This is a genomic window from Shewanella sp. NKUCC06_TVS (assembly GCF_019345515.1).
Classification (GTDB): domain Bacteria; phylum Pseudomonadota; class Gammaproteobacteria; order Enterobacterales; family Shewanellaceae; genus Shewanella; species Shewanella oncorhynchi.
On sequence record NZ_JAHKQX010000001.1, the window covers coordinates 215,102 to 228,706 of the forward strand.

Genomic DNA, 13,605 nt, shown 5'->3' on the forward strand with positions numbered 1-13,605 from the left:
TGAGTATTGTCCTAACTCTGCAAGGCTAAAAAACATGACCATCCTATGTCCAGATTAGCTGTTAACTCATATGATACTAATGTTATAACACTGGGCGTAGAGTGCAAATGCGATTTACCAGTGACTCTGTGATTAATTACCGATATTGATCAAATATTTTCCAGTAATTGCCTATCTTGGTTATTTTCCCAGCAAGGCCAGCGAATATCCTCTTTATTGCCGTTGGTCTCTAATCTGATTAATCCACGCTCAATGCCTTTTTCAAGGTGCAAAAATAACGGGTTTGCAAATAAGCTCAAAGGAACAAAGTCGAGGGCTCTGAGAGCGACATAATAGTCGTTATTACCACCTAAACTACGGGCACAGGCAAGCGCCATCTGCACTGTTTCAAATTTTAATTTCGCGGCCATTTTAATTTCTGATTTCGCTAAAAGTGGCAAATGCGCAAAGCCAAGACGGAAATGATGTGTGATTTGCTGTTGATCGAGTTTCAGGCGTACTTGGCTGAGTATTTGTGTCGGCTCAATAGGTTGCGTGAAACGAACCGCAAATACCCCTTGGCGTACCACATAAACAGATGCTGCGAGTGCATCCGTTAGATGATTGGCAATTTGCGCTGTTACTGCATCACTAAAATATTGGCCATAGTCCAGATCCGCCGTAAGTTGGGTGGGGAAGGCGATAATCGCGAGTGCCGTTGTGGATTCCTGACTTTGATTATGGCTTAAATGTGCTAATAATGCGGCATATCCTAAATTGTGAGTGAAGGGTTCCTGTAGCGTTAATTGAGTTAATGCCGCGTTTTTAGCTGTTATTTTGCGACGATTTTGTAGCATGAAAATAATCACGAGCAGCAAGAGTCCGGCAATAAGGCTGCAAATGAGCAGTAGCGTGTGAGTGTTGTTGCTTTCTTTCACTGTCTCCACGAGTTTTCCCTGTAGCATGTTGAGCTCAAGTTTAAGTTGTTGCTCTGCAAGGGCAGAGGCCGACACTGGGGAGTCTTTATCTGTCTCAGCTGGCTTTTTACCTAGCTCAATGATACGGGCTTGGGCATCGATGGTTTTTGATAATTCACCTAATTTTTGCGCCGCCGAGGCGATAAGGGTGAGTGCGGATTTTTGTTCATCGACCAGTTTTAAATCGACCGCGAGTGCTAATGCGATATCGGCATGGGCCATCATCAGCGGCCAATCTTGGTTGGTTTGGGCGATTTCACCAATTAAGAGTTCGTTATAAACTTGATAGTGATGGCTTTGTTTTTCTTTGAATATTTGATTGGCCATCAGTAAATATTTTAGGGCGTTAACATTGTCTTTAATATTTGAGTAGGCTTGTCCTAAATTATGGAAATTAAGCCCCTGTGCGATGTAGTTACCGCGTTTTGCATCTAATTGCTGGGCATTTAGGTAGTAATCAATCGCTTTATGCCAATCCCCTTGTTCGCCATAGACCATAGCGATCACTGTCATACAACTTGAAAGATAAGTGTCATTGCCCATCTTTTTAAAGCCAGCCGCGGCTTCATGAGCGTTTTTAAGCGCTTCATCCCACTGCTTTAAGTCACGGTATACCTTAGAAAGTTGCAATTGCAGATTGGTTTTCATTGAAGGGTAATTAGAACGATTGGAGATCCGAATCGCTTCACTATAATGCTGTAGTGATTTTGTAAGCTGCTGATTAAAATTGTAATAAAAGCCAAGCCTCGCTTCAGCCGCCGCGATTAAGTAATCGTTTCTGAGTTTATAGGCAATGTCGCGGTATGTGTGGAAGTGCATCAGTGCAGGCACTTCCTGGCGGATCAATAAATGTAAGCCACCTAGATGTTCATGAATATTGTGTTTAAGAATCAATGCTTCGATGTCATAGCTGTCGTTGATGCGGGTGAGCGCTTCGTTATAAAGACCAATCGCTTCTTGATATTTCTGTTCCGTACGGCCAAGGTAACGGCCATTTAACATGGCGACCATGGCAAGTTCATAGGGCGATTGCGCCGCAGTCGATAGGAGTTCAATCAAGCTTTTTGCGTTTTGAAAATCGACCTTGGTTTTAACGTTCGGCTCCATATTGAGGCGGGCCAGTAAATACAAAATCTGTTCAAATTCGAGTGGATTGTAGCCTTGTTCTTGGGCTGCGCGCTCAAATTGGTCACGGTTTTGAAATGCGAGGGGAAAGGAAATCGTTTTGTTGAGCGCATCATACATTTGCTGCGGTGATTCTCTTAACTCAACCTCATCCGCTTCGAGATCTCGGCTTTGGACTGTAAAAGGCAGTGACAGCAACAAAGTAAATAAAATAACCGTGAGTTTTTGCATTTGAACTGTGATTCCTCATTCCTTTAGTCAAGGAACTTATTTTGTTAGCTTTTGTTAGCGCCTAATGAGGATGCTACATCGACTTGTTATACTTGGAAAAATCATAAGAAGCATAATAACAGAAGGAAGCAAGAGTGAAACCCAACAGACTATCAATCTTGATATTAAGCGCATTATTTTCGGGTCAAGTATTGGCCGATGTGAAATACCAAATCGACCTTATTAAACCCGAACACCATATTGCCCAAGTGAGTGTCACTTTTCCTGAAGTGAAGACGAACGATTTTACGGTGAATCTCCCTGTGTGGCGGACGGGCAAATATCAAGTACTGCCTTTGGCCGATGGTGTGCGCTTATTTAGTGCTAAAGATAGTCAAGGTCATGAACTGCAATGGAAGCGCACCGCGAGCGGTGAATGGCAAGTGGCGCTCACGCAGCCAACCCGTGTTACCGTCAGTTATCAATTGTATGCTAATGAATTAGGCCAAAGGGTGCGCCATATTGACGCGAGCCATGCCTATTTAGATGCTAGCGGTGTGTTCATGTACAGTCCGCAATTTCGCTCTGAACCAATATCCGTAGAATTAAAAGTACCTAAAAATTGGCAAAGTTACTCTGGGATGTCATCGGGTAAGGCCGCTCATTCCTTTATTGCCCCTAATTATGATGTGTTGATCGACTCCCCGATTGAAACTGGTGTGAGTACCCATAAACAATTTAGTGCTAATGGTAAAAACTATGAATTGGTGTTTTGGGGGGAAGGTAACTATGACACGGATAAAATAGTAAAAGATCTTAAAGCCTTAAGCGGTCAAGCTAAGGTGATTTGGGATGATTATCCTTTTGATCGTTACGTTTATATGGTGCATGCAACGAGTGGTGCCAGTGGCGCGACAGAACATTTAAATTCTACTGTCATTCAGCTGCCGCGCTTTAGTTTCCGTGAACGCAAGGACTACCTGCGCTTTATTAGCACGGCATCCCATGAGTTTATCCATACCTGGAACGTGAAGGCTTATCGCCCCGAGGGATTAGTTCCCTATGATTATCAACATGAAAATATGACGGAATTACTGTGGATGGCTGAAGGTTCTACCAGTTATTTTCAAGATCAGTTGCTGTTGCGGGCTGGAGTCATAACAGTTAAAGAGTTCCTCGAAGATTTAGCCAAGCGCGTCGAGAAAAACCAACTCAATCCTGGTCGTGAAACTCAATCTGTGGCAGAGGCGAGTGCAGGGGAGTGGAGCAGTATCGGTGGCGATTATGCTATTAACCACAGTGTAAATATTTACTCAGAGGGTTACTTAACCTCTTTAGCCTTAGATTTTTCATTACTGCAAGACTCCGAACTTAAGTATTCATATCGCGATGTGCACCGTCGTTTATATCAAGAACATCGCGTACCAAAAGGCTATGGTGTTAGTGATGTTCAGTATATTCTTAAAGACTTATCCGGCAAAGATTATGCACCTTGGTGGCAAGCCAATGTGAATAGTCCCATGAGTTTAGATTTCCCCGAATTATTATCACAGGCAGGGTTAAATCTGTCCTATGGTAAAGATTCAAAAGCTGAGGCATTTGCGGGAATGACCTTGAGCAGTACCCATGGCTCTTTAGTGTTAGACCAAGTGTTGCGTAATGGTCCTGCTTGGCAAGCGGGCATAGTTGCGGGGGATGAAGTATTAGCGATTAATGGTCTCAAGGTGACTGCTGCGGGTTTCTATAAGCGCATCAAAGACTTTAAGGTTGGCGATAGTGTAGAGGTGACATTATTTAGCAACGATAAAATCAAGCAAGTACAGCTCACCCTTGGCGAGCAACAAAGCGGTAAGCTAGTGCTCAAGGGGGATGCAAAAGCGACTAAACAGCAAAAAGCTTTCTTCAAGACTTGGTTAGGCATTGATTGGCCGTTTGACAATAAAGGCGAGTTAGCGACTAAAGCTTAATGTGGTTAGGGCTTCATATTTAGCATCTAAATGCCTTTGTCTTAAAGCCACCTAAAGTAAAATCGTCATAAAAAAGGCGCAACCATTATTTTGATGGGGGCGCCTTTTCTTATCTTGTACGGCTCAGTCTAACAAGCGAATTGCAGATCTCGTCTGCTTAACGATTTCTGCTTAAACTTGTGCGTCTTCGAGTCCACCAAGGGCGGCCACGAGTGCATGCATCAAGGCGACTAACTCGCTGCCCATTAGGGCAAAGTCTGCATCTAAACGGGCCATAGGATCGTCAGTGCCGACTTCATCGTTCCCTGCTCTAAATTCTTCAGAGAATTTAAGGCGTTTCACGCTGGCATCTGATTGCAATAATAGTGCAATCGATTGGCCGAAATGCAGCGCTAACTTGTGTACTTGCTTACCTGTTGCTAAGTGAGCTAACACTTCGTCTTCTTTCAAATCCTGCTGTTTAAAGCGCACAATTCCGCCTTCATCAGCTTCAGATTTGAGCTCGGCTTCGTCTTGCATTTCAAAGGGTAATGGCGCGCTGCCAAGTTTTAACCATTCAGTTAAATTGGATTCGACTGGCGCTTTAAAGCTCAGTGGGATCACAGGTAAACTGCCGAGAGCTTTACGTAATAACGCTAATAATTCTTCGGCCTTAGTGGCACTTGAACTATCAACGAGGATCATTTCTAGTTCAGGCAAAATCAAGGCGTGGGTTTGGCTTCGGCGCGAAAAAGCGCGTGGGAGTAGGCTAGTGATGATTTCATCTTTTAGCGCATCTTTTTCTTTTTTCGCCAGTTTACGATTTTCTTCATCTTCAATGAGAGCCACTTTTTCTTCTAAGGCTTCTTTGATGACTTGGCCTGGCAGAATTTTCTCTTCTTTAGTCACGCAGATCAGATGGCGATTGTCAGCGCTATGGACCAAAGAACTGCCTTTTTTGCCTAACGCATTTGAGAAACCAAATTTACTGACATCTTGGCTTGAGCAGGGGGAGAAAGTGAAATCGGCCAATGCAGTTTCTAGTGCTTCGGTTTCGACGGCAAAAGGTTTATTGAAACGATAAAGAGTAAGATTTTTAAACCACATAAGAGGCGCCCATTGAAAATTAAAGTGGCAGTTTACGGCATAGTTTGGACGGGGTAAACCTGTGTTCAATAGCGGATTTTTAACTGAAGATCAGAATTCATTAAACTGTAACATAATAATTAGCTTAGCTGCAGCCTGCATTTTTACTGGGTTTTATGCCTAGCTTCGCGTCAGCTTTTTTGCACGCCAACGTTAATGGTCACAATTGAAATAAAATTGAAACACATTCATTGCAAACTTTCGGTCGTTCCAAACCAATAACCAAGACGAACATAACGTCGAAAGGATTAAATGATGAACGTTTTTTGTAAAACTCTACTTGCTTCTGCGCTAGCTTCTGCAACTCTGGCTTCAGCTAATGCCGCTGAGCCACTGACTGTTTATGGTAAGTTGAATGTCACTGCTCAATCAAATGATGAGAAAGGTGATGCTACAACAACTATTCAAAGTAATGCTTCTCGTTTTGGTGTGAAGGGTGATTTTGCGCTGTCTAGCTCGCTGGAAGCTTTCTACACAGTGGAATATCAAGTTGATACAGGTGCAGCATCAAGCGATAACTTTACTGCACGTAACCAATTTGTTGGTTTGAAAGGCGCATTTGGTTCGTTCTCTGTGGGTCGTAATGATACCTTGTTGAAAATTTCTCAAGGTGATGTTGATCAGTTTAACGACCTTTCAGGTGACTTAGGTAAGCTGTTCAAGGGTGAAGTTCGCGCTGCTCAAACGGCGACTTACCTTACGCCTTCCTTTGGTGATTTTGTATTCGGTGTTACCTATGTTGCCGAAGGAAATGATGTAAAAGGTCAATTTGCTCAAGATGGTTTTAGCTTAGCGGCCATGTATGGTGATGCGAAACTGAAGAAAACGCCAGTTTATGCATCTCTTGCCTATGACTCAGATGTGTCTGGATATGAGATTGTTCGTGCCAGCTTACAAGCTAAGTTAGCCGGTATTAAACTGGGTGGTATGTACCAGCAACAAGAGCAAACCTATAAATTTGATTCTGCAACGTCGATGCCAGTTGAAGTCACTGCAGAAAGTGCTAACGGCTATCTATTAAGCGCTGCCTATGATATCGATGCTGTTACTTTAAAAGCTCAGTTCCAAGATATGGAAGAACTTGGTGATTCATGGTCGGTAGGTGCAGACTACAGCTTAGGTAAGCCAACTAAACTATTCGCTTTCTACACGAACCGTTCGTTAGAAGCGTCTACAGATGATGACAAATACATTGGTGTTGGCTTAGAACACAAATTCTAAATCCAGCATTAAAACTCAATTAAGGAGGCATATAGCCTCCTTTTTTATTGCTATAAACAAACAGTTATATAAACTTATTATGACAAATATTACTACTATATGGTTCAAGCGGCGTGCTTATTCATAAATCTGTAATAAAAATGACTAATAATAGCCGTGTTGACATTCACTGACAGAAAATCACTTATGACTGCAAGGATATTGATAGTAGAAGACGAGTTGGCCATCCGCGAGATGCTGACTTTTGTAATGGAACAGCATGGGTTTACCACCTCTGCGGCGGAAGATTTTGATTCGGCCATTGCGCTGCTAAAGGAGCCTTACCCCGATCTGATTTTATTGGATTGGATGTTTCCTGGCGGAAGTGGTATTCAATTGGCGAAACGCTTAAAGCAAGATGAGTTTACGCGCCAAATTCCGATCATTATGTTAACCGCCCGCGGTGAAGAGGAAGATAAAGTCAAAGGCCTCGAAGTTGGCGCCGATGATTACATCACTAAACCTTTTTCCCCTAAAGAGCTGGTCGCACGTATTAAAGCCGTATTGCGTCGCAGTGCACCGACTCGTTTAGAAGAAACCATTGATGTACAGGGCTTAATGCTCGATCCTGTGAGTCACAGGGTGAGTGTGGGTGAAACTGTATTAGATATGGGCCCAACCGAATTTCGTTTATTACACTTTTTCATGACCCATCCTGAGCGTGTTTACAGCCGTGAACAGCTGCTCGATAATGTGTGGGGCACCAATGTGTATGTTGAAGACAGAACCGTTGACGTGCATATCAGACGCCTTCGTAAAGCCGTTGAAGAGTCTGGTCATGACCGCTTGATCCAAACGGTTCGTGGCGCTGGTTATCGTTTCTCTACACGCATTTAGTGCTGAATAACTGTTAGGCACAAGTTAGCTTTTACGCTATCTTGTGCTCCTCTTATTTAGCCTGATGTTTGGGTTTATTTATGTCTGACTCTTATTCAGGGTATCGGTTGTTTACGCGCTTAGGTTTATATCTACTGCTTTGCGCGCTAATAGGTTTATTGGTAGGGAAATTTCTCTGGATACTTTTTATCGGCACGCTAGGGTTAGTTTGCTGGCATTACCGACAATTATCACGGCTTAACTTTTGGTTATGGCGGGATAGGAAACTCACGCCGCCGCAGGGCAGTGGGAGCTGGGAAGGTGTATTTAACGGTATTTATCGCCTTCAAGGGAAGAATCGTCGACGTGTCGGTCAACTGGCCGCACTGCTGGCACGATTTCGTCAAGGTGCAGAGGCGTTACCCGATGCCGCTGTCGTGCTTGATTCAGAACATAATATTTTATGGTGCAACAAGTTAGCGCAACTCATTCTCGGTTTTGTGTGGCCACAGGATAATGGTCAACGAATCGATAATTTAATCCGTCATCCTGATTTTTCTGCTTACATTAAATCCGCACAATACAAAGAGCCGCTGGAGTTACCTTCGCCGGTATCGGATAGGCGTTTGCTTGAAATCCGTATCATGGCTTACGGTGACAGGCAGCTACTGTTAATTGCGCGGGATATCACTCGTATACGTCAGCTTGAGGGAATGCGAAAAGAGTTTGTCGCGAATGTGTCGCATGAATTAAAAACGCCGCTCACTGTGCTACAGGGTTACCTCGAAATGATGCAAAGCATGGCTGAGCCTGATTCGATGAACGTCAAGCCGTTAGCATTGATGCAGCAGCAGACACGACGAATGCAATCTATGGTCGAACAGCTATTGATGTTATCGCGAATTGAAGATGCGGCGGATATTAACCTCGAAAACACTGTGAATATGACGCAGTTGATGGAGGTGCTCAAGGAGGAAGCTAAAGCGCTGGCACAAGATAAGTATGAGTTGAGTTTCTATTGTGAGCCTGGACTTGATTCTCATGGCAATGAATTGCAGCTGAGAAGTGCCTGTTCTAACTTGATTTCTAATGCGATTCGTTACACAGAACCTGGCGGGAAAATTACAGTGCAGTGGTGCAGTGTGGCTACGGGGGCCATCTTTAGCGTAACGGATACGGGTGAAGGTATTGCGGCTCAGCATATTGGTCGATTAACGGAACGCTTTTATCGGGTAGACAGTGCGCGCTCAAGGCAAACTGGTGGTAGTGGTTTAGGTTTAGCGATAGTAAAACATGCGCTTAACCACCATCACAGTAAGCTTAAAATCAGCAGTGAAGTCGGTAAAGGCAGTACTTTTAGCTTTATTATCCCTTTGCATCTTATCGAACGTAAGAAATAGTATGTGTGAGTGAAATATTTACAATAAATAATAAAAACAGGCCATTAGGGCCTGTTTTTGTTTCTAGGTTTATTGAGTCTTTATTATACCAATAGTATTAAATATCTGTTCATTCTGCGGGGATTCAACGCGCTTTAGACAAGGCGAAGGCTTGAAGGCATAGTGGTGCTCTGTCGAAAGCCTTTAACGCAGTATAAAGCGCGTTGCCATGCCGTTAACATCACCCGCCCTTCGGGAGCCACACAGGCATCCCACTCCGGTGTTGCATGAATGACCATTTCTGCGTCAATGCGCCTTGGATTGAAATGCCTGTGAGGCTCTGAACTGATTAGATATTTAATGTGATTGGTATTAATGACAGAAAAAAGCGATAAATAGTGGATTGTCATTTAAGTGTCATATCACGGACATAGAATTGTCATTGTAGCGATTGATACTGGCTGCGTCTGAAGAAACTTAAGTTACAAATTAGTTAGCTTACTACTGGAGCACATAATGAAACTGAAAAAGCTTGTCGGCGCGATTACTCTAACAGCCGCTGGTGTATTCTCTGCCACTGCGATGGCATCGATTGATCCATCTCTGCCTACTTATGAAAAAGCGAGCGGTGTATCTGGCAACTTATCATCTGTAGGGTCAGATACCTTAGCCAACATGATGACACTTTGGGCAGAAGAATTTAAACAAATGTACCCTAACGTCAACATTCAGATCCAAGCGGCGGGTTCTTCTACTGCGCCACCAGCGTTGACTGAAGGCACTTCACAGTTCGGTCCTATGAGCCGTAAGATGAAGCCTAATGAAGTTGAAGCATTCGAAAAGCATTTTGGTTATAAGCCAACTGCGATTCGTGTAGCTATCGATGCTTTAGCCGTATTCGTACACAAAGATAACCCAATCAAAGGCTTAAACGTTGAGCAAGTTGATGGTATTTTTTCTTCTACTCACAAATGCGGTAGCAGTGACATCCAACGTTGGGGCGATTTAGGCTTAGACGGTAACTGGTCTGCCAAAGACGTTCAACTTTACGGTCGCAACTCAGTATCGGGCACTTACGGTTACTTTAAAGAGCACGCGCTTTGTAAAGGTGACTTTAAAGCTAACGTAAACGAGCAACCTGGTTCAGCTTCTGTTGTGCAATCTGTTTCTCAATCTCTGAATGCGATTGGCTACTCAGGTATCGGTTACAAAACTGCAGGTGTTAAAGCTGTTGCCATCGCTAAGAAAGGCAATGAGTTTATCGAAGCTACAGCTGAAAACGCGGCTAATGGTACTTACCCACTATCACGTTACTTATACGTTTACGTGAACAAGCAACCAAACAAAGACTTAGCACCAATGGAAAAAGAATTCCTGCGTTATGTGTTGTCTAAGCAAGGTCAGCAAGTGGTAGAAAAAGACGGTTATGTACCTGTGCCTAATAGCGTAGTTGCTAAAGATTTAGAGCAAGTAGGTATTCGCTTGTAAGCCAAACGGCTTGTTAATCAAGGACCTCTCAGGAGGTCCTTTTTGTTTTTGTGGTTTTAAATGTGTAATGATGTCAGGTTTAGATCAAATTAAAGACATAAAAAAAGCAACCTAAGTAGGTTGCTGTAAATTCCAATTCGGAATCTTGGGACGGTCGCGCTAGAAACCATCTAAAGGAGAATGATGATGAACGAAGAAACTCATTACAAAGATTCGGTTCATAATATCTGACTCAGCATCATCAAATTAGTTCAGGGAAAGTGCGAAATATTTTAAATAATTTTGTATTTTGTTTTTATAAAAAGAGGCAGACTCGATTTTTGCCAAGTTTGCACGTCTCAATTTTAGCTGCTTCTACTGTGACTACCGATAAATCCAGCAAGCTAGAGATAGCTTATTGCAAACTCGGTACCTACACCCAAAGATGAACTGTTACAAAAAACTTGTTCCTAAGGAGCTCTAGAGCTCAGTTACGATTTGCCTCTGAGTAAATTTGCAGTCGATAATACCTCCCAATGATTAGTGATAAGTTATCAAGCCCGTCACCACAGCAAGGTAACTCATAACCCACTATTTAGAACATACCGCTCAAAACTTGAATATCGAGGCGACAGTGTTGCAACCAACTAAGAGTACATTAGCTGATGTAGCCCCTTGGGATTTAACCCGAGATTACCATTCTTTTGCGAATACCGAACAAGTGCAAGTGACCCATGTCTCTTTGGATGTCATGGTGGATTTTGACGCGCAGCGTCTTTTCGCTAAAGCGACGCTGTCCTTGGATTTTCTTGAGTGTGATGTAACAGAGCTTTGGCTTGATAGTCGAGATCTAACCATACTCGCTGTGACTTGTTTTAATGCTACAGAGGGGGTGAATGTATTAACAGAAATGGATGAAGAACCGCTCGATTTTGTGCTTAATGAAGCTGACCCCATACTCGGGCAAAAATTGTGTATCACTTTACCAGAATCTCTTTGTAAGCAGGTTTGTATTCACTATCAAACCTCGCCGTCCGCCCAAGGATTACAGTGGCTAGCGCCTGAGCAAACCGCGGGTAAACAGTTACCTTACCTCTTTAGTCAATCGCAACCGATCAATGCCCGCAGTTGGATCCCATTACAAGATACGCCTAAGGCGCGGATCACTTTTGATGCTAAGGTGCAAGTGCCCAAAGGCATGCGCGCCGTTATGAGCGCGATGAATCATCCCGATACGCCACTTAATGGTGTGTTTCACTTTGAGATGGAACAGCCTATTCCGACCCATTTAATGGCGTTGGCTGTGGGTGATATTGTCTTTCAAGCGATAGGTCCAAGATGCGGCGTGTATACCGAGCCGAGCATGTTAGTGGCCGCCGCAAAAGAGTTTGAAGATACTGAACACATGCTCGACGTTGCCGAGTCATTGTTAGGTCCTTACGTATGGGGCCGCTATGACATGATTATCTTGCCGCCGAGTTTCCCGTTCGGTGGAATGGAAAATCCGCGTTTAGCCTTTTTAACGCCCACACTCATTGCTGGTGATAAAAGCTTAGTGTCAACCGTTGCCCATGAGTTAGCGCATTCTTGGACAGGCAATTTGGTCAGTAATGCGACTTGGCGTGATCTCTGGTTAAACGAAGGTTTCACGACCTATTTTACTAACCGTATTGTCGAGGCTGTCTACGGCAAAGAACAGGCAGAATTAGAATGGGTAATAGAGTTTGGTCGCTTAAAAGAAGAAATAGCGTCTTTGCCTACGGGTAAGCAAACTTTACCCGCTAATGTGCAGCAGGACGATCCTAATCTTGCTTTTAATCGATTTACTTATGATAAGGCTTCGATGTTTGTCCATGATTTAGAGCGCAGGCTAGGGCGAGTAGAGTTTGATAAATTTTTACTCACTTATGTGAATCATTTTGCGTTTAAAGCCATTACCACCGAAGTGTTTGTCGAGTACGCAAAACAAACTTTACTGCAATTACACGCAGATAAAATCACTGAAGCTGAACTATTAACGTGGATTTATGGTGAAGGCTTACCTGAGGGCTATTGCGGACCAACATCCATGAGTTTAGATAAAGTCGATGATGCGCTGGCGTGTTTTCTACAGGGAACGGCAGCGGGCCGATTAAGCGTTAAAGATTGGCGAGTGCACCATTGGCAATATTTTCTGACCCAATTACCTGAAGTCGTTAGTCAAGTTCAATTGATGGATCTGGATGAAACCTTCCAATTAACCCAATCGACTAATGCAGAAATTGCCTGTGATTGGTTTCGAGTCGCGATTCGTAATCATTATGATCCTGTGTTGCCGGCATTAAGTGCCTATTTAGTGCGTATTGGACGCGGTAAATTTGTGCGGCCACTCTATGCTGAGTTACAAATTGCGGGATATCACTCTGAATTAAAAGACATCTATACAAAGGCTCGTGCAGGCTATCATCCTTCGATTCAAGTTCAATTGGACAAATCACTCAGCTTATAGAAATTTAGGTAAAAAAAATGGCAACCTATTGGTTGCCACAAAGAAATCAGTGTGGGATACAAATAGAATTCAATGCGCTAGCGTGTTTTCTATTGTGTCCCAAAAGGGAGATGATGATGAACGACCAACCAATTCGACTCAATGCGATAAAACAGAAACTGTGTCATTTGAGGGTATGAAACTGCGACTTCACATATTTCATTCTCAAGGTGCATTTAATCTTATCTGTTAATCCTTACCTATACTCAGAGTCACCATTTTTAATTAAGTTCACTGATATCAGAAAAAAATCCCAAAAAGTTTAAAAAAGATTTTATGGGACATTTTTCTGGGGAATACTGAGTACTCACACTTAAGTGTTACATTTTTTCTACATTAAAATCATGGGGATAAAAAATTAAACGCGTGTCAGTTTATTAATCTATAAGCTAGCGTTAGCGCTTGTTGAAATTTGAGTAAAAAAAATGGCAACCTAAGGTTGCCACAAGGAAATCAGTGCGGGATACAAATAGAATTCAGTGCGCTAGCGTGTTTTCTATTGCGTCCCAAAAGGGAGATGATGATGAACGACCAACCAATTCGACTCAATGCGATAAAACAGAAACTGTGTCATTTGAGTGCATGAAACTGCGACTTCACATATTTCATTCTCAAGGTGCATTTAATCTTATCCGTTAATCCTTACCTATACTCAGAGTCGCCATTTTTAATTAAGTTCACCGATATCAGAAAAAAGACAAAAAAAGTTTTTGAGAGATATTGAGTGCCCACACTTAGTTGTTACATTTATATTACATATAAAATAAAGGGAT

The 13,605-nt window shown here is 42.9% G+C and carries 8 protein-coding genes; 6 read left to right on the forward strand and 2 right to left on the reverse strand.

Annotated elements, in window-relative coordinates:
• Nucleotides 1-149: 149 nt before the first annotated feature.
• Nucleotides 150-2,312: a tetratricopeptide repeat protein gene (locus KO531_RS00880; RefSeq protein WP_219250139.1), complete on the reverse strand. Its 2,163-nt coding sequence runs from the start codon at nt 2,310-2,312 to the stop codon at nt 150-152.
• A gap of 134 nt (nt 2,313-2,446) precedes the next feature.
• Between KO531_RS00880 and KO531_RS00885 the strand changes: the two genes are divergently transcribed.
• Nucleotides 2,447-4,258: a PDZ domain-containing protein gene (locus KO531_RS00885; RefSeq protein ID WP_219250140.1), complete on the forward strand. Its 1,812-nt coding sequence runs from the start codon at nt 2,447-2,449 to the stop codon at nt 4,256-4,258.
• A gap of 171 nt (nt 4,259-4,429) precedes the next feature.
• Here KO531_RS00885 and rdgC read toward each other — a convergent pair whose 3' ends face one another.
• Complete coding sequence (gene rdgC / locus KO531_RS00890) at nt 4,430-5,344, reverse strand: recombination-associated protein RdgC (RefSeq protein ID WP_113941038.1); 915 nt, start codon at nt 5,342-5,344, stop codon at nt 4,430-4,432.
• Between the two features lie 291 nt (nt 5,345-5,635).
• On the opposite strand from rdgC, the gene KO531_RS00895 reads away from it, so the two are divergent.
• From KO531_RS00895 to KO531_RS00915, 5 genes are all read left to right on the forward strand, one after another.
• Entirely contained in the window at nt 5,636-6,604 is a 969-nt protein-coding gene (locus tag KO531_RS00895) for a porin (protein WP_168823290.1), read from the forward strand.
• Between the two features lie 186 nt (nt 6,605-6,790).
• Complete coding sequence (gene phoB / locus KO531_RS00900) at nt 6,791-7,480, forward strand: phosphate regulon transcriptional regulator PhoB (protein ID WP_006085167.1); 690 nt, start codon at nt 6,791-6,793, stop codon at nt 7,478-7,480.
• An 80-nt stretch (nt 7,481-7,560) separates the two neighbouring features.
• Complete coding sequence (gene phoR / locus KO531_RS00905) at nt 7,561-8,859, forward strand: phosphate regulon sensor histidine kinase PhoR (RefSeq protein WP_219250141.1); 1,299 nt, start codon at nt 7,561-7,563, stop codon at nt 8,857-8,859.
• Between the two features lie 495 nt (nt 8,860-9,354).
• Nucleotides 9,355-10,326, forward strand: a complete 972-nt coding sequence (locus KO531_RS00910; protein WP_131522972.1) for a phosphate ABC transporter substrate-binding protein PstS family protein — start codon at nt 9,355-9,357, stop codon at nt 10,324-10,326.
• A gap of 613 nt (nt 10,327-10,939) precedes the next feature.
• Complete coding sequence (locus KO531_RS00915; protein WP_219250142.1) at nt 10,940-12,793, forward strand: M1 family metallopeptidase; 1,854 nt, start codon at nt 10,940-10,942, stop codon at nt 12,791-12,793.
• Nucleotides 12,794-13,605 lie beyond the last annotated feature (812 nt).